At 62.3% G+C, this 15,628-nt stretch carries 18 protein-coding genes and 1 tRNA gene; 9 read left to right on the top strand and 10 right to left on the bottom strand.

Going from position 1 to position 15,628, the window contains the following annotated elements; translation table 11 throughout:
* Entirely contained in the window at window positions 1-264 is a 264-nt protein-coding gene (locus CO731_RS19835; protein ID WP_245439422.1) for a hypothetical protein, read from the bottom strand.
* A 46-nt stretch (window positions 265-310) separates the two neighbouring features.
* Here CO731_RS19835 and CO731_RS19830 point away from each other — a divergent pair, with 46 nt between their 5' ends.
* Together CO731_RS19830 and CO731_RS19825 are read left to right on the top strand one after the other, a co-directional pair.
* The gene (locus tag CO731_RS19830) at window positions 311-805 is read left to right on the top strand and encodes a DUF2165 domain-containing protein (protein WP_108608487.1); all 495 of its coding nucleotides are present in this window, start codon (window positions 311-313) and stop codon (window positions 803-805) included.
* A gap of 194 nt (window positions 806-999) precedes the next feature.
* Window positions 1,000-3,141, top strand: coding sequence for a sodium-translocating pyrophosphatase (locus CO731_RS19825; protein ID WP_108608486.1), 2,142 nt, complete (start codon window positions 1,000-1,002; stop codon window positions 3,139-3,141).
* A gap of 171 nt (window positions 3,142-3,312) precedes the next feature.
* Here CO731_RS19825 and CO731_RS19820 read toward each other — a convergent pair whose 3' ends face one another.
* Complete coding sequence (locus CO731_RS19820) at window positions 3,313-3,846, bottom strand: outer membrane protein assembly factor BamE (RefSeq protein ID WP_183261844.1); 534 nt, start codon at window positions 3,844-3,846, stop codon at window positions 3,313-3,315.
* A 112-nt stretch (window positions 3,847-3,958) separates the two neighbouring features.
* Between CO731_RS19820 and CO731_RS19815 the strand changes: the two genes are divergently transcribed.
* From CO731_RS19815 to CO731_RS19785, 7 genes are all read left to right on the top strand, one after another.
* Window positions 3,959-4,501 (top strand): ubiquinol-cytochrome C chaperone family protein, encoded by a 543-nt coding sequence (locus CO731_RS19815; RefSeq protein ID WP_108608485.1) that lies wholly within the window; start codon window positions 3,959-3,961, stop codon window positions 4,499-4,501.
* A gap of 12 nt (window positions 4,502-4,513) precedes the next feature.
* On the top strand, window positions 4,514-5,068 hold the full coding sequence (locus CO731_RS19810) for a DUF177 domain-containing protein (RefSeq protein ID WP_108608484.1): 555 nt from the start codon (window positions 4,514-4,516) through the stop codon (window positions 5,066-5,068).
* A 105-nt stretch (window positions 5,069-5,173) separates the two neighbouring features.
* On the top strand, window positions 5,174-6,241 hold the full coding sequence (gene plsX, locus CO731_RS19805; protein ID WP_108608483.1) for a phosphate acyltransferase PlsX: 1,068 nt from the start codon (window positions 5,174-5,176) through the stop codon (window positions 6,239-6,241).
* An 11-nt stretch (window positions 6,242-6,252) separates the two neighbouring features.
* Window positions 6,253-7,224: a beta-ketoacyl-ACP synthase III gene (locus tag CO731_RS19800; protein ID WP_108608482.1), complete on the top strand. Its 972-nt coding sequence runs from the start codon at window positions 6,253-6,255 to the stop codon at window positions 7,222-7,224.
* A 131-nt stretch (window positions 7,225-7,355) separates the two neighbouring features.
* On the top strand, window positions 7,356-7,679 hold the full coding sequence (locus CO731_RS19795; RefSeq protein WP_055971437.1) for an integration host factor subunit alpha: 324 nt from the start codon (window positions 7,356-7,358) through the stop codon (window positions 7,677-7,679).
* Between the two features lie 114 nt (window positions 7,680-7,793).
* Window positions 7,794-8,333: a MerR family transcriptional regulator gene (locus tag CO731_RS19790; RefSeq protein WP_108608481.1), complete on the top strand. Its 540-nt coding sequence runs from the start codon at window positions 7,794-7,796 to the stop codon at window positions 8,331-8,333.
* A 124-nt stretch (window positions 8,334-8,457) separates the two neighbouring features.
* Window positions 8,458-8,534: transfer RNA gene (locus CO731_RS19785), tRNA-Pro, on the top strand.
* A gap of 127 nt (window positions 8,535-8,661) precedes the next feature.
* Here the strand turns inward: CO731_RS19785 and CO731_RS19780 are convergent.
* The 8 genes from CO731_RS19780 to CO731_RS19745 form a co-directional block, all read right to left on the bottom strand.
* A complete protein-coding gene (locus tag CO731_RS19780; protein WP_108608480.1) occupies window positions 8,662-8,916 on the bottom strand; it encodes a DUF1344 domain-containing protein in 255 nt (84 codons plus the stop codon).
* A gap of 312 nt (window positions 8,917-9,228) precedes the next feature.
* The gene (locus CO731_RS19775) at window positions 9,229-9,465 is read right to left on the bottom strand and encodes a DUF1344 domain-containing protein (protein ID WP_108608479.1); all 237 of its coding nucleotides are present in this window, start codon (window positions 9,463-9,465) and stop codon (window positions 9,229-9,231) included.
* A 94-nt stretch (window positions 9,466-9,559) separates the two neighbouring features.
* Complete coding sequence (locus CO731_RS19770; protein WP_108608478.1) at window positions 9,560-9,796, bottom strand: DUF1344 domain-containing protein; 237 nt, start codon at window positions 9,794-9,796, stop codon at window positions 9,560-9,562.
* Window positions 9,797-10,571: 775 nt separating this feature from the next.
* Window positions 10,572-10,808, bottom strand: coding sequence for a DUF1344 domain-containing protein (locus CO731_RS19765; RefSeq protein ID WP_108608477.1), 237 nt, complete (start codon window positions 10,806-10,808; stop codon window positions 10,572-10,574).
* A 212-nt stretch (window positions 10,809-11,020) separates the two neighbouring features.
* On the bottom strand, window positions 11,021-12,256 hold the full coding sequence (locus tag CO731_RS19760) for an O-antigen ligase family protein (RefSeq protein ID WP_108608476.1): 1,236 nt from the start codon (window positions 12,254-12,256) through the stop codon (window positions 11,021-11,023).
* Window positions 12,253-13,788 carry an undecaprenyl-phosphate glucose phosphotransferase gene (locus CO731_RS19755; RefSeq protein WP_108608475.1) on the bottom strand — a complete coding sequence of 512 codons (1,536 nt, stop codon included), beginning with the start codon at window positions 13,786-13,788 and terminating at the stop codon, window positions 12,253-12,255. Before CO731_RS19755 ends, CO731_RS19760 begins: the two co-directional genes overlap by 4 nt.
* A 97-nt stretch (window positions 13,789-13,885) precedes the next feature.
* Window positions 13,886-15,019 carry a glycosyltransferase family 4 protein gene (locus tag CO731_RS19750; RefSeq protein WP_108609940.1) on the bottom strand — a complete coding sequence of 378 codons (1,134 nt, stop codon included), beginning with the start codon at window positions 15,017-15,019 and terminating at the stop codon, window positions 13,886-13,888.
* Window positions 15,020-15,037: 18 nt separating this feature from the next.
* Entirely contained in the window at window positions 15,038-15,604 is a 567-nt protein-coding gene (locus CO731_RS19745) for a polysaccharide biosynthesis/export family protein (RefSeq protein ID WP_108609939.1), read from the bottom strand.
* Window positions 15,605-15,628: the final 24 nt, after the last annotated feature.

Raw genomic sequence — 15,628 nt, 5'->3', positions numbered from 1 at the left:
TCACCGCCCGCGAACGGGGTGGTCGAGTGTCACTTCGAGCCGGCTGCGCGACCGGTCGACGATCCAACGGCGGCGCATGACTGCAAAGTCATGCGCGGTGCCGCCAGAAGATATCGACACTACGTCCCCGATCTGACAGTCGGCAGACAGCCGCACTTCTTCCAGCTCGACGTCGATGCCGTTCTTCCCGGCATATGCTTTTGCCGTCGCTGTCAGCGAAATGCTGACCGGGCGGCCGGTTGCATCATTGCCGAGACTCGGCAATTGATCTGGTTGATGCCCCGATGTTTGACCTGCAGGAGTTCTTGCCATGACCTTGCGTCTCTCAAAGATCGTAATGTCCCTTTGCCTCGCGGCCTTCGCCTTCCTTGTAGCGTTCGGCAACATCACTGACTATGGCTCCAATTTCGCCTTCGTTCAGCATGTGCTCAGCATGGACACCACATTCCCGGGCAATGCGCTGATGTATCGCTCGATCACCAGCCCTGCTTTGTGGACCGCCGGTTATTGGCTGATCATTGTCGGCGAAGCATTGACCTGCGTGCTGTTTCTGGTCGCAGCTTTCAAGCTCTGGCAAGCCCGCAAGGGTTCCGGCAGGGAATTCAACGATGCCAAGGGCTTTGTCGTCATCGGCGCCACCATGGGTTTCCTTGTCTGGTTCCTCGGCTTCATGGTCGTCGGCGGTGAGTGGTTCGCCATGTGGCAGTCCAGCACCTGGAACGGCCAGGAGGCCGCATTCAAGTTCTACATGACGATGCTGGCTGTGCTGATCTTCGTCAACCAGCTGGACCATGATCTCGCCTGAGTTGAATTTGTCGTTTGAGTTCAGCCTATTCGGGGCAGGCGGCGAAAGCCGGGACAAAAGCTTGGCGATGTCTTGACGTTCGCTGCCCTGTTTCGGATTGTTCGCCAGGGGCCGGAAACCGCGTAGAGGCTGCCGGTCTCGTTCACTAGCCCGGGGAGGGGAATTCCGGGCACAATCAGGGAAGAGAATTGGCAATGACAATGCTTTACGTCGTCATCGCCTGCGGCCTGCTATCTGTCCTTTACGCCATATGGGCGACTCAGTCGGTTCTCGCAGCCGACCAGGGCAATGCGCGCATGCAGGAAATCTCCGCCGCCATCCGGGAAGGTGCGCAGGCATATCTGGCGCGCCAATACACCACCATCGCCATCGTCGGCGTCGTCGTGTTCCTGCTCGCTTGGTGGCTGCTTTCCGCATCCGCGGCGATCGGCTTTTTGATTGGTGCAGTGCTTTCGGGGGCCGCCGGTTTCATCGGCATGCATGTCTCGGTTCGCGCGAATGTTCGTACCGCCCAGGCCGCCTCCAACAGCCTCGCCGCCGGCCTCGATATCGCCTTCAAGTCGGGCGCCATCACCGGCATGCTGGTTGCCGGCCTCGCCTTGCTTGGTGTCTCGGTCTACTACCTCATTCTCACCGGCCCGATGGGCTACGGGCCTGCTGATCGCGTTGTCATCGATTCGCTCGTGGCGCTCGGCTTTGGCGCCTCGCTGATCTCGATCTTCGCCCGTCTCGGTGGCGGTATCTTCACCAAGGGTGCCGATGTTGGTGGCGATCTCGTCGGCAAGGTCGAAGCTGGAATTCCCGAGGATGATCCGCGCAACCCGGCCACCATCGCCGACAACGTCGGCGACAATGTCGGCGACTGTGCCGGCATGGCCGCCGACCTGTTCGAGACCTATGCGGTGACCGTCGTCGCCACCATGGTCCTTGGCGCCATCTTCTTCGGCGGCACGGAAGTGCTTTCCAATGTGATGCTCTATCCGCTCGCCATCTGCGGCGCCTGCATCATCACCTCGATCATCGGCACTTTCTTCGTCAAGCTCGGTTCCAACGGCTCGATCATGGGCGCCCTCTACAAGGGGCTGATCGTCACCGGCCTGTTGTCCATCGTCGGTCTTGGGGCGGCGACGTCGCTGACTGTCGGCTGGGGCGAGATCGGCACCGGTGGCGGCGTGCTGATCACGGGCCAAAACCTGTTCATCTGCGGCCTCGTCGGCCTCGTGGTAACGGGCCTGATCGTCGTCATCACCGAGTATTACACCGGCACCAACAAGCGGCCGGTCAACTCGATCGCCCAGGCGTCGGTCACCGGTCACGGCACCAACGTCATCCAGGGCCTGGCGGTGTCGCTCGAATCGACGGCACTTCCGGCGATCGTCATCGTCGGCGGCATCATCTCGACGTTCCAGCTTGCCGGCCTGTTCGGTACGGCGATCGCGGTTACCACGATGCTCGGCCTTGCCGGCATGATCGTTGCGCTCGATGCCTTCGGCCCTGTCACCGACAATGCCGGTGGCATTGCCGAAATGGCCGGCCTGCCCAAGGAAGTGCGCCATTCCACCGACGCGCTCGACGCGGTCGGCAACACCACCAAGGCTGTCACCAAGGGCTACGCCATCGGCTCCGCCGGTCTCGGCGCGCTGGTGCTGTTTGCCGCCTACAGCTACGATCTGCAGTACTTCGCCGCCAACAGTGCGCAGTACCCGTACTTTGCCGATATCGGCACGGTGTCGTTCGACCTGTCCAACCCCTACGTCGTCGCCGGCCTGATCTTCGGCGGCCTCATCCCTTATCTGTTCGGCGGCATCGCCATGACCGCCGTCGGCCGGGCCGCGGGCGCCATCGTCGAGGAGGTGCGCAAGCAGTTCCGCGAGGATCCGGGCATCATGAAGGGAACGTCCAAGCCCAACTATGCTCGTGCGGTCGATCTGCTGACCAAGGCGGCGATCAAGGAAATGATCATCCCGTCGCTGCTGCCCGTTCTGGCGCCGCTGGTCGTCTATTTCGGCGTGCTTCTGATCTCCGGTTCCAAGGCCTCGGCTTTCGCGGCCCTAGGCGCCTCGCTGCTCGGCGTCATCGTCAACGGCCTGTTCGTGGCCATCTCGATGACCTCGGGCGGCGGCGCATGGGACAACGCCAAGAAGTCGTTCGAGGACGGCTTCACCGACAAGGACGGCGTCAAGCACCTGAAGGGCTCGGAGGCGCACAAGGCGTCGGTGACGGGCGATACCGTCGGCGATCCCTACAAGGACACCGCCGGTCCGGCCGTGAACCCGGCGATCAAGATCACCAACATCGTCGCGCTCCTGCTGCTCGCCGTCCTGGCGCATAGCTGATCAACGCCCGGCAGGCGATTGCGCTTGCCGATGCTGTCTGCTCGATCCAGCCCCGTCCGCACCATGCGGGCGGGGTTTTTCGCGTGCTGGCAGATGAGGGCGCAAAGAAAAACCCGCGGGATTGCTCCCGCGGGTTCTGTTGCCTGAGATTTCTGAAAAGTCTTGTGCGGCCTAGCTGCCGCCGAAAATGCTGCTGGCCGCGCTCGAGCCCATCTTGCCCGCGCCTGCAAGCAGCTGGCCGAGGAAGTTCTGGTCCTTGCCGCCGGTCGGCGTCGTGCGCGAGATGAAGTCGAACACCTTGCCATCCTGCATGCCGTAGTTGGCGATGTTGGTGACGCGCCCGTCTGCGCCGAAATAGACGGCCAGCACGCGCTGCTCGACAAGCTTGGGCTTGGCGAAGGCGACGGCGCGCTTGCGCGTCTGCGAGATGTAATAAAACACCTCGTTGTCGAAGGTCGCTGTCGTCGACGGCGTGCCCAGCGCAAGCAAGACCTGCTCGCGGCTGGAACCAACCGGCACGGAATCGATCGACTGCTGGTCGATGACGTAGCCCTGGGTCAGCGTCTCGCTGGGGGTCAGGTCACCGAAGGTCTTCGAGGTGTTGCACGCCGAAAGCGCGGCTGCGGCCACGATCAGCGAAACTGCGCCAGCCGGACGCAACGAAAATGGCATCTTGAATTTCAGCGAGTGCAACAACAACTCCATCCTGTCGTGCCAGAGCCTCTGCTTGCGCGAAGCCGCAAAACCGGTAAACCAGCTTGCGCGCCGATGCAACAAGGCCACTTAGCGAAACGGGTCCCCGGGAGACCGCCCTCAAATGTTCCAGCGTCTGTTTGGCCGTGAACGCCAAGCCAACCGCGCCATCACGGACGCGCTCTATACACGAATCGTGGCAGCGGCGCGGCAGGAGCCATTTTATTCCGCCTGGGACGTGCCCGATACGCCGCTCGGCCGTTTCGAGATGCTTTCGCTGCACATGTTCCTGTTCCAGCACCGCCTGCGCGGTGAAACCGGGGCTTCCGCGGAGATCGCCCAGTTGCTGATCGATGAGTTTTTCCTCGATGTCGATCATTCCCTGCGTGAGCTCGGCATCAGCGATGTCGGCGTGCCCAAGCGCATGAAGAAGCTGGCCAAGATGTTCTACGGCCGCACCGAGTCCTATAAGGACGCGCTCGAGCGCGACGATCACGCCGCCCTTGCTGCGGCGCTGATGCGCAACGTTCGTCCGGATGCCAAGGAATGGCCCCAGGCCTCGGAACTCGCGGATTATGTCTTTGCGGCGAATCGCGCTCTGGCAGAGCTGCCTTCGCAGGATATATGTGCCGGCAAACTGACATATCCGGTGCCGCAGGCAGCCTGAAGGAGGCGACCCATGAAATTTGATGAGACCCGAAGCCCGGTTTCCTTCCCGGTCAACATCGCGCGGCTGCCACAAAAGGGCATGGCCGTTGTGGTCGATGCAGATGCGGCGCAGCGCGCAGCTCTTGCCGAGGCCCACGACCTGGTGTCGGTAGAACGCTACAAGGCGGACCTCTTGGTCACCAAATGGAAGCGCAACGGCGTCAAGGTCAGCGGCCGCGTGCAGGCTCGGATCACCCAGGCATGCATCGTCACGCTCGACCCGGTCGAAGCGACCATCGACGAGGATATCGAAGGCGTCTACCTGCCCGAGGATTCCAAGCTTGCCAGGCAGGGCTTCAATTCTGCCGGCGAAATCCTGCTGGATGCCGATGGTCCCGACAGCCCGGAAACCTTCACCGGCGACACGATTGACGCAGGCGCCCTTGCCGAGGAATTCTTCGGCCTGGCCATCGATCCTTATCCGCGCAAGACGGGTGCCGCGGTCGCCAGTTCCGGCGACGACGACATCGAGCCGATCGAGAGCGAATTCCAGAAAAAGCTCCGCCTGATATCCAAGAAACTTTGAAAACGCCCGCCGTTTCGCGTAATCCCGGTTGTGCGGTCGTCCAGAACCGCTATTTTCGCCGGACTTTTGCCTGCCCTGCGACGCCAACAGTGAGATGACCGACGCGTGATCAAGATTTCCATTGATGCCATGGGTGGCGATCACGGCCCTTCCGTGATCATTCCCGCCTTGGCCAAGGTCGCCACCAGGCGCACCGATATTCGCTTCATCATCTACGGCCGCGAGGAAGTGGTTCGTCCCGAATTGGCCAAGCAGCCGCGGCTGGCCGCCGTCAGCGAGTTCGTTCACTGCGAGGTTGCGGTGAGGATGGACGACAAGCCCAGCCAGGCGCTGCGCCAGGGCCGCTGGAAATCCTCGATGTGGAAGGCCATCGAGGCGGTCAAGTCCGACACCGCCGATGCCTGCGTGTCCGCCGGCAATACCGGCGCGCTGATGGCGATGTCGAAATTCTGCCTGCGCACCATGGCCACCATCGATCGGCCGGCGATCGCCGCCCTATGGCCGACGACGCGTGGCGAGAGCGTGGTGCTCGATGTCGGCGCCACCATCGGTGCCGACGCGCACCAACTCATCGATTTCGCCATTCTCGGCACCGGCATGGCGCGGGCGCTGTTCGGCATCGAGCGGCCCACCGTCGGCCTGCTCAATGTCGGCGTCGAAGAGATCAAGGGCCAGGAAGAGGTCAAGGAAGCCGGACGCATGCTGCGCGAGGCCAATATGGCATCGATGACCTACCAGGGCTTCGTCGAGGGCGACGATATCGGCAAGGGCGTCACCGACGTCGTTGTCACGGAGGGGTTTTCGGGCAACATCGCGCTCAAGACCGCCGAAGGCACCGCGCGCCAGATTGGCGGCTATCTGCGCGAAGCGATGAGCCGCACGCTGATGGCCAAGATCGGCTACATCTTCGCCAAGGGCGCATTCGACCGCCTGCGCGAGAAGATGGATGTGCGCCGCGCCAATGGCGGCGTGTTCCTCGGCCTCAATGGGATCGTGGTGAAGAGCCATGGCGGGGCCGACGCGGACGGCTTCGCTGCCGCCATCGAAATGGCATATGATATGGTCCGGAACCGGCTGCTCGACCGCATCGAGGCCGATCTGGATTTGTTTCATGCACGCAACCCACATGCTCAGATGGGGCGCCCCGCTGCTGCGGTCGAAGATCAGGAATAGGATTTTTCAAAGTGATCAGATCAGTTGTGCGCGGGATCGGTTCGGCGCTGCCCCGCCGCATCATGAAGAACGCCGATTTCGAAGGCATGGTCGAGACCTCGGACGAGTGGATCGCCCAGCGCACCGGCATCCGTCAGCGCCATATCGCCGCCGACGACGAAACGACGGCCTCGCTGGGCGAGGCGGCCGCCCGTGCCGCCCTTGCCAATGCCGGCTTGACGCCTGACGACATCGACCTGATCGTGCTGGCGACCTCGACGCCCAACAACACATTCCCGGCGACCGCAGTCGAGATCCAGAACCGGCTCGGCATGCGCCACGGTTTCGCTTTCGACATGCAGGCGGTGTGCAGCGGCTTCGTCTATGCCGTCACCACTGCCGACCTCTACATCAAGGGCGGTCTTGCCAAGCGCGTCCTGGTCATTGGTTCCGAGACCTTCTCGCGCATCCTCGACTGGAGCGACCGCTCGACCTGCGTGCTGTTCGGCGATGGTGCCGGTGCGCTGGTGCTCGAGGCCGAGGAAGGGCAGGGCACTATCGCCGACCGTGGCGTTCTGGCGGCCAGCCTGCGCTCCGACGGCACCCACAAGGACAAGCTCTATGTCGACGGCGGGCCGTCGACGACCGGCACGGTCGGCCATCTCAAGATGGAAGGACGCGAAGTCTTCAAGCACGCAGTCGGCATGATCACCGACGTGATCGAGGATGTTTTTGCCCAGACCGGCGTTTCGGCCGACACGCTCGACTGGTTCGTGCCGCATCAGGCCAACAAGCGCATCATCGATGCGTCGGCCAAGAAACTCGGCATCGCCGAAGACAAGGCTGTGGTCACCGTGCATCTCCATGGCAACACATCCGCCGCCTCGGTGCCGCTGGCGCTTTCCACCGCCGTTGCCGACGGCCGCATCAAGAAGGGCGATCTCGTCATGCTTGAAGCCATGGGCGGTGGCTTTACCTGGGGTGCCGTCCTTCTCAGGTGGTGATTTCGGCGCCTCGGCAAGCCCGTATGGCGTCCGCCCCAAGGTCATGGCATCGGTCCTTGACCTTGACGGATCAATTACTTAACCTCCGCCGCGTTTGCTGAATTTCAGATTTTTGAGGATTGGACCGTCGCATGGGGGGAAAGACACTTACGCGTGCCGACCTCGCTGAATCCGTCTACCGGAAAGTCGGCCTTTCGCGCACCGAATCGGCGCAACTGGTCGAAACGGTTCTCGACGAAATCTGCGAAGCGATCGTGCGCGGCGAGACGGTCAAATTGTCGTCTTTCGCCACATTTCATGTCCGCGACAAGAACGAACGTGTCGGCCGCAACCCCAAGACCGGCGAAGAAGTGCCGATCCTGCCGCGCCGGGTGATGACCTTCAAGGCGTCCAACGTGCTCAAGAGCCGCATCCTGCGGGCTCACCAGAACGGCAAGTCCAAAGCCGCCAAATAGCGAATACTCCGCTCTAAGCGGTTGAAAGCCTGGTGTGTGATTCGCACCGGGCTTGAATGTTGCCGCGCAAACCGCTGAAATGAATCACGAATCGTTTTTGCGAAAGTGGCGACCATGGACAAGAGCCCCGACGCCTTCCGCACCATAAGCGAAGTGGCCGAAGACCTCGACTTGCCGCAGCACGTACTGCGCTTCTGGGAGACGCGTTTCACCCAGATCAAGCCGATGAAGCGCGGTGGTGGCCGCCGCTATTACCGGCCGCAGGATGTCGAGCTCATCAAGGGCATTCGGCACATGCTCTATGAGCAGGGCTACACCATCAAGGGCGTGCAGAAGCTGTTGCGCGACAACGGCAACCAGTTCCTCGTCGCAGTCGGCAGCGGCGACATGAAGGCCGTCGAGGCGATCGCCCAGCGCAAACAGGCCGAAGCACCGATGACGCCCGCAGCCCAGCCGCGCGGCACCGACGAGGAGATGCTGGTCGGTGAGGCGAGGGCCAAGCCGAGCCGCCGTTTCTTCGGGCTTGGCAAGGGCGACGAAGACGGGCCCGTTGCCGCCGACAGCGGCAAGCTTTCCCGTGACAATCGCGCCCTGCTGCAGGAGGCCTTGTTCGACCTTCTCGAGTGCAAGCGGCTGCTCGATCAGGTGCGCTGAAGCGGCTCCACTGGGATTTTGGCCAGCGGCATCAATATCTTGCCTGGCGATGGAGAAGTTTGGCGGGAAAGCCGCCGAATTGGGTTGACCAGGACGCCATTATCAAGATACATCGCGACCGGTCCGGAGTGTAGCGCAGCCCGGTAGCGCACTTGACTGGGGGTCAAGGGGTCGTCGGTTCGAATCCGGCCACTCCGACCATTATATCCCTTCCCCTGATTTCCATTTGCATTGCGAGCACAACGGCTCGCAACGCTGTTCCGCAAGAACGCCATGGACGCTTGCGCCCATGGCGTTGATCGTAGCGTGCCGCTGACGGCACAGGCAGTCACATCATCGACTGCGGGCTGACGAAGACGTTGCGGACGACGTCGCCTTCGTCGTTGAGCAGGATCGTCACCTTCTCGCCGACCTTGATCGACGGCAAGGCAACGTCACGCGGAATCGTATAGCTGCCGCCATGATCGAGGGTAATGACGCGAGGGCCGGCATTGAACCGGGCGACGATGCCGCTGGCGTCGGATGCGAGGGCCGAGCCTGAAAAAAGGGCTGTGGCGGCGGCGGCAAGAATGAGCTTGTTCATGATCGTAACTCCCTATGGTGGTTGTTGAGGTCCGGGGCCCTGGGGCACCTCGGGTGACATCTACAACTACGACCGGCAGCGTCCGCTTGTTGCTGCCGCCGCGGTAAACTCGGGACACGTTTTGATCACGCGATCTTGCCCGGCGCGCTGAAACCGGAATGGAAAGCCATCGTTCACGCGCGACGCCTGGGCCGGCGGGTTCCGTTGAAGTTGTGGCGCTCATCGCGGAAAAAGAAAAAGCCACGGGTGGGGGCCCATGGCTTTTCTGAGTCTGACAGGCCGACGGAAATCGGCCTCTCGATGCGGCCTCACTTAGCGGAGAACCGCCCGGACCTTGTCGCCTTCGTCGTTGAAATGGATCGAGACGGTTTCGCCGGCCTGGATCACGGGCAGGGCGACGTCACGCGGAACGGTGTAGCTCTTGCCGCTTTCCAGGGTAATGACGCGCGTCTCCGCATTGATGTTGCCAACGACACCACTTGCAGTCGAGGCAAATGCGGCGCCGGTCATGATCGAAAGTGCAGAGGCAGCGAGGATGATCGTCTTCATTTTCGTATTCCTTTCGTAGGTCCGTAGCGAGGCCGAAATCTTTGTCGGGCTGCTATTTCTTGTTGCAGGTCACCAAGTCTCGGAGTCGTCGCACTTAGCGGAGGACGGCCTGGACCTTGTCGCCTTCATCGTTCAGTTGGAGCGAGACGGTGTCGCCGGCCTGGATCGCAGGCAGGGCAACGTCGTGCGGGACGGTAAAGCTCTTGCCGCTTTCAAGAGTAATGACGCGGGTGCCGGTGTTGATATTTCCAACAATGCCGCTAGCTGGCGAAGCAAAGGCAGCGCCAGCCATGATCGAAAGTGCCGATGCGGCGAGGATGATCTTCTTCATTTTCATATTCCTTTCATTTTTCGGTAGCGAGGCCGAGGTATTTATTCGGTCGTTCCGCTTACCATCATCAGATAGGTGCCTATCTCTGTGATTGCTACGGGCCGGGTGGTCACTCTGATTCACAAAGCAGTCACGCCGTGTTGAGCCGGCAAATGGTGCCGGACTGTTCACAAAAGCGGCTCCGTGTGTGCAATGGCCGGCTGCGGATGTGACTCGTTGCGGTGGATGCCCGAACTCTGGTGGCCGGCGTTGTCAGTGCGGAATTGGTGCCTGCGCCTGGTACAAAGGGGCAGGCGATGCCGGGGGCGCTGGCTTTGGGGCTGCCGGCATGCGGTGATGGGATTTCCGGCGGATGAGTGCGGCGGGCGCCGAGAGAGCGGGTTGCTCGGTGGCTATCCGGAAGTCCAAACGCAAAGAAGGGCCGATGGCCTTCTTTCGCAGGCTGCTATCTCTTGATGCAGGGCACCAAGTATTGGGGTCTGGCCGCCGCACTCAGTGGAGGATGGCTGGACCTTGTCGCCTAGCGGTCGCGGGGCGTGGACGAGAGGGATAGGGAGGAGGGGCTTCAGCCAGCCAGGCAAGGGAGGCGCCGAGCATGCGGGTGCCTCAAGGCGCAGTCGTTTGCGGATGCGTTGGGTTCTAGCTGTTGGCCCATCGCATGTTGCCGGTTGCCCGGGCGCCAAACGCAAAGAAAGCCATGGGTGGGAGGACCCATGGCTTTCTTTTGGCAATCGCGACAGTTTGATTGGGGCATCAAGCCATCGTTGGTGGCGGCTTAGCGCAGAACGCTCTGGACGCGGTCGCCTTCGTCGTTGAGCTGGATCGAGATCTTTTCGCCGGCCTGGATCGCGGGCAGAGCAACGTCACGCGGAACGGTGTAGCTCTGGCCGCTCTCGAGAGTAATGACGCGAGCGTCGGCATTGATCTTGGCAACAACACCGTCAGAGGAGGAAGCAAGTGCAGCGCCGGTCATAAGAGCAAATGCGGAAGCGGCGAGGATGAGCTTGTTCATTGTATTATTCCTTTCACTTTTCGGTAGCGTAGCCGGAATTTTTTGTCGGCCATTTCGCTTACCACAGACACATAGGCGCCTATCTGTCCGATTGCCACTGGCCGAGCGGTAACTCTGTGTCACAAATCGCTCACGGCAATTTGAGCCGGCAAATGGGTGCCGCAACGTTCGCCAAGCCGGAATGATGGGCGCAATCGCCGGCAATGACCGCGTCAGTTGGCGGCGTCGAAGGCGCGCTGGTGGCGTGCCTCGAGCGCGATCGCGCCCCAGATCAGCCCGAGCAGCAGGTAGAAATGGCGCCAGTGGTCGGTGTCGATGACGGTGCCAAGGGCGATGTGGCCGAGGAACACGACATAGGCAGACAGCAGGTAGGGCTGCCACGGCCGGTTGCGCAGGAGGATGCGGAAGCCAGCGGCTACGGTCCACACGATCAGCGTCAGGTAGCTGGCGAAGCCGAGCCAGCCATAGTCCATCAGCGCCTTGAGCCAGATGTTGTGCGTGTCCTCGCCATAGATCTGGCCGAAGACCAGCGGACCGATGCCGAGCGGCTTTTCGGTGGCCAGCAGGAAACCGATGGCGTAGCGGGCGAAGCGGCCGAGCCGCGCCCCATCATAGTCCTGGACGAGCTGGGCGCGTGTCGCGAACAGTTCGCCGATGCCGGGAATCTGGAGCGCGACGAGCAGTGCGGCAGCCAGCAATGTCACGACGGCCATGCTCATGACTGCGATCCTGAGCCGGAAACGGCCGCTGTTGCTCTGCAGGAACAGGAAGCCGGTGAGCAGGATTGCCGACGCGCCAAACAGGCCCCAGGCACCGCGCGAGAAGGACAGGAAGATTCCGCCGGTGACGACCAGCAGCAGCACCGCATGCAGCGCCATCCTGGCGGGACGTTCGGTCAAGACGCGGAAGAGCAGGTAGATGCCTGGCAGGGCCAGGAACGGCCCGAAGACGTTGGGGTCCTGGAAGGCGCCGGCGGCGCGGCCGAACTTGGTGAACATCTCGGCCCCTGGCACGGCGCCGAAATATCCGAGAATGCCGAGCACCGAAGTGACCACGGCCGACGTTACCCAGGACAGGAAGATGACCCGGTAGAGCTTCGGATCGGTCTCGGTCACCGCGGCAAAGAAGATCGCGGTGAATGCCAGGAACAGCGACACCGCGAGATAGAGCGGCGTGCCCATCAGGTTCGACATCTGGGTCATCGAAATCATGCCGCCGATGTTGAACACCACGAGCAGGACAACCAGCGGCGTGATGGCCCGCGTGATGCGCAACCCGAAGAGCGACCAGACGGCGATCAGCCCGGCCATGTAGAGCTCGTATGGGGCAGGCTCGCGGATGACGAACCCGGACAGCAACACGCCCAGCGCAATGGCGCCGGTGGAAATCAGCCCGATCAGCTTGGCATTGATCGCAGCCCGCGGCAGCTCGTAGGTGATCGCGCTCAATAGGCGTTTTCCGTGTCGAGCAGGCGGATCGGCGTCAGGAACAGGATCTTCATGTCGAACCAGAGAGACCAGTTCTCGATGTAGTAGAGATCGAATTCCGTGCGCTTGCGGATCTTCTCGTCGGTGTCCATCTCGCCGCGCCAGCCGTTGATCTGTGCCCAGCCGGTGACGCCGGGCTTGACCTTGTGGCGGGCGAAGTAGCCATCGACCACTTCATTGTAGAGCAGGTTGTGCGATTGGGCCGCGATCGCGTGCGGGCGTGGACCGACGAGCGACAGGCTGCCGAACAGCGAATTGAAGAACTGCGGCAGCTCGTCGATCGAGGCCTTTCGGATGAACCGGCCGACACGGGTGACGCGCGGGTCGTTCTTGGTCACGCTCTTGCGCGCCGACGGGTCCGACTGGTCCGTATACATCGAGCGGAACTTGTAGACCTCGATCACCTCGTTGTTGAAGCCATGGCGCTTCTGCTGGAACAGAATCGGGCCCTTGCTGTCGAGCTTGATGGCGATGGCGGTGGCGATCATGACAGGCGAAAAGACGATGATGCCGAGCAGGCTGAAAGCGATGTCGAATGCGCGTTTGGCAACCGAATCCCAGTCGTTGATCGGCTTGTCGAAGATGTCGAGCATCGGCACGGCGCCGATGTAGGAATAGGCGCGTGGCCGGAACTGCAACTGGTTGGAATGCGCCGACAGCCGGATGTCGACCGGAAGCACCCACAGTTTCTTCAGCAGCTGCAGCACCCTGGTCTCCGCCGTCAGCGGCAGCGAGACGATCAGCATGTCGATGCGGGCGATGCGAGCGAACTCCAGCAGTTCCGAGACGGTCCCCAGCTTCGGATAGCCGGCGACGATCGGCGGCGAGCGCCTGTCGTCGCGGTCGTCGAAGATGCCGCAGATGCGGATGTCGTTGTAGGGCTGCTGTTCGATCGATCGGATAAGCACCTCGGCGGCCTTGCCGCCGCCGACGATGACGGCGCGCCGCTCCATCCGCCCGTTGCGCGCCCACTTGCGGATGACGCGCGCCATGACCAGGCGCAACCCGATCAGCAACGACAGGCCAAGGACGAACCAGCTGCCGAACAGCAGGCGGGAATATTCTGCCGAAACCTTCATGAAGAAGGCCGTAAGCGACATCAGCGCGAAGGTCGTTGCCCAACCCAGGGCGATCCGCCCGATCGAGCCGCTCGGCCGCAGCAGCGATTGCAACTGGTAGCAGTCCATGACTTCGAAGAAGAGGACCGCTGCAAACGACCCAGCCAGGATGACCAGCGGGTATTGCCAGCTGAGATGGCTGAGGAAGCCGACATGGTAGGCATAGAGCGCCAGTCCTGACACAACAAGAAAAGCGAACTCGGCGAGGCGCAGCCAGCCGCTGACCATGACCGGGGACATGGTGTCGCGCCGGTATTGGGCCGCCACTTCCTGGGCGACGCTGCTCAGCTTGGCGGTATCGGACTTCGTGCCGTCGCCGCTAGCCGCCTTGACGGCTTCCGCGCTGAAGCGGTGCTTGGGGTCGGAGTTGGTCATTGTCGTCGATCTGTTGGTCGGCTGCCCGATTGCCAGATCGGCATAGCAAAGATGAGCTAAGAAACTCTTGAGCGGGTCGGGCGACTTCTAAAGGTATTCAGCCGCGGCGCGGCAAGAGGGCCGAGAAATATGCTTTCTCGACATCGCTGGCCATCACAGCCACCCCGAAGCGGGACTTCAGATCGACAGTCCCAGGCATCAGTTTTGCGTATGTATCGGGCCTTTCCAGCACCAATCGCATCTTCTTGCTGATTTCCTCGGCACTTGGCATGACAAGGGCAGGGGAGTTTGCTCCCAGGATTTCAGGAATGCCGCCGACGGCAGTCGCAATGATCGGCTTGCCCGCGGCCAACGCCTCGAGCACGATGTAGGGCATGGCTTCGGCACGCGAGGGCACCACGACGCAGCCGGCAAGGGCGAATGCCTGCCGGGCCGGCATGGGCGGCATGAAGCGGACGTCGTCGGCGAGGCCAAGTCTTTCGACCTGCGCACGGTAGCGCGGCAGGTCCTCGCCGTCGCCGACCATCACGGCGGTGACCTTGCGGCCGAGATCTTGCCGCAGCCTGGCCAGCGCATCGATGAAAAGGTCCGGGCCCTTCAGGTCGCGCATCATCCCGATATAGAGAAAGTCGGCGCCGCCGGCGGGCACTGGCTCGAATTCTTCGTCTCTCAGCCCGTTGTAGACCAGGCTGTTCGGCACGCGCGGCGCGCCGACCTTGCGGATGAAGGTGCGGCGTTCGTAGTCGGAGACGAACAAGAGGTGGTCGGTGAAGCGTTCCATCAGGCGTTCGAGGCCGAAGAACAGCTTTCCGGTGACGGTCCTCTCGTCATAGTGCAGACTGCCGCCATGCGGCGAATAGAGGCGGGCCACGCAATACCTTGAAACCCGCAACAGTGAGCCGAACGCACGTGCATAGACGCCACCCTTGGCGCCGTGCCCGTGCAGCACGTCCGGCCGCAATTCCTTGATGATCTTGTAGGTGCGCCAGCCGTCGGCAATGTCGCCGGGGCCGACGTGGCGCTGCATTGATGTGCGCTTGATGCCCAGTGCGAGCATGGGCCGGATCGCCTCGAACAGGCGCTCCTCGTGTTCGCCGCCGGTCGTCGAGTCGCAGATGATGCCGACCTGATGGCCGGCTGCCACCTGCGCCTCGGTCAGGTCGCGCACATGCCTGAAGATGCCGCCGACCGGCGACCTGAAGCAGTGGACGATCCGGAGTTTGCGGGGCACGGTCTGCTGCACGGCGACTTAGAACAGCCGTTCGCGGACGTAGATCGTATCACCGGGCAGGAGTGGGTCGCTGGTCACGACGCGACCGGTCATCACTTTCCCGTTGATGTCGCGGGTGATGTCGACATTGCCCTGGTTGGCGCGGGCGCTGTAGCCGCCGGCCATGGCCACGGCCTTTTGCACGGTCAGACCGGGAACATAGGAATATTGGCCTGCGGCTCCGACTTCGCCCATGACGAAGATCGGCCGGTAGCGGTCGACCTCGACCGAAACGTCGGGATCGCGCAGATAACCCTGGCGCAGCTTGGCTGCCAATGCCTTCTCGACTTCCTGCGCGGTGTAGCCGCGCGCCGCAACGCCGCCGACGAGCGGGAAGGATATGTAGCCCGACTGGTCGACGCTGTAGGTGTTGGTCAGTCCTTCCTGCTCGAACACGGTGACTCGGATGCGGTCGCCGGCGCCGAGGCGGTAGGGCTGGTCGAGAACCTCATGAAAAGCAGCCGGTGCCGGTTTGTAGCTCGAGCAGCCGGTGAGGGCGAGCATGACGGCAACAAGCGCGTGGCTGACGGCAAGGGAGCTTTTCATTTCGGCAGACACACCTTCGACTGC

It is taken from the genome of Aminobacter sp. MSH1, assembly GCF_003071665.1.
Classification (GTDB): Bacteria; Pseudomonadota; Alphaproteobacteria; order Rhizobiales; family Rhizobiaceae; genus Aminobacter; species Aminobacter niigataensis.
This window is presented reverse-complemented; position numbering and strand designations above follow the sequence as displayed.

Bases quoted from the DNA above. Each gene is read 5' to 3' on its own strand.
- CO731_RS19830 (WP_108608487.1), top strand. From the start codon at position 311: ATGACCTTGCGTCTCTCAAAGATCGTAATGTCCCTTTGCCTCGCGGCC.
- CO731_RS19825 (WP_108608486.1), top strand. From the start codon at position 1,000: ATGACAATGCTTTACGTCGTCATCGCCTGCGGCCTGCTATCTGTCCTT.
- CO731_RS19820 (WP_183261844.1), bottom strand. From the start codon at position 3,846: ATGGAGTTGTTGTTGCACTCGCTGAAATTCAAGATGCCATTTTCGTTG.
- CO731_RS19815 (WP_108608485.1), top strand. From the start codon at position 3,959: ATGTTCCAGCGTCTGTTTGGCCGTGAACGCCAAGCCAACCGCGCCATC.
- CO731_RS19810 (WP_108608484.1), top strand. From the start codon at position 4,514: ATGAAATTTGATGAGACCCGAAGCCCGGTTTCCTTCCCGGTCAACATC.
- CO731_RS19795 (WP_055971437.1), top strand. From the start codon at position 7,356: ATGGGGGGAAAGACACTTACGCGTGCCGACCTCGCTGAATCCGTCTAC.
- CO731_RS19790 (WP_108608481.1), top strand. From the start codon at position 7,794: ATGGACAAGAGCCCCGACGCCTTCCGCACCATAAGCGAAGTGGCCGAA.
- CO731_RS19780 (WP_108608480.1), bottom strand. From the start codon at position 8,916: ATGAACAAGCTCATTCTTGCCGCCGCCGCCACAGCCCTTTTTTCAGGC.
- CO731_RS19775 (WP_108608479.1), bottom strand. From the start codon at position 9,465: ATGAAGACGATCATCCTCGCTGCCTCTGCACTTTCGATCATGACCGGC.
- CO731_RS19770 (WP_108608478.1), bottom strand. From the start codon at position 9,796: ATGAAGAAGATCATCCTCGCCGCATCGGCACTTTCGATCATGGCTGGC.
- CO731_RS19765 (WP_108608477.1), bottom strand. From the start codon at position 10,808: ATGAACAAGCTCATCCTCGCCGCTTCCGCATTTGCTCTTATGACCGGC.
- CO731_RS19755 (WP_108608475.1), bottom strand. From the start codon at position 13,788: ATGACCAACTCCGACCCCAAGCACCGCTTCAGCGCGGAAGCCGTCAAG.
- CO731_RS19745 (WP_108609939.1), bottom strand. From the start codon at position 15,604: ATGAAAAGCTCCCTTGCCGTCAGCCACGCGCTTGTTGCCGTCATGCTC.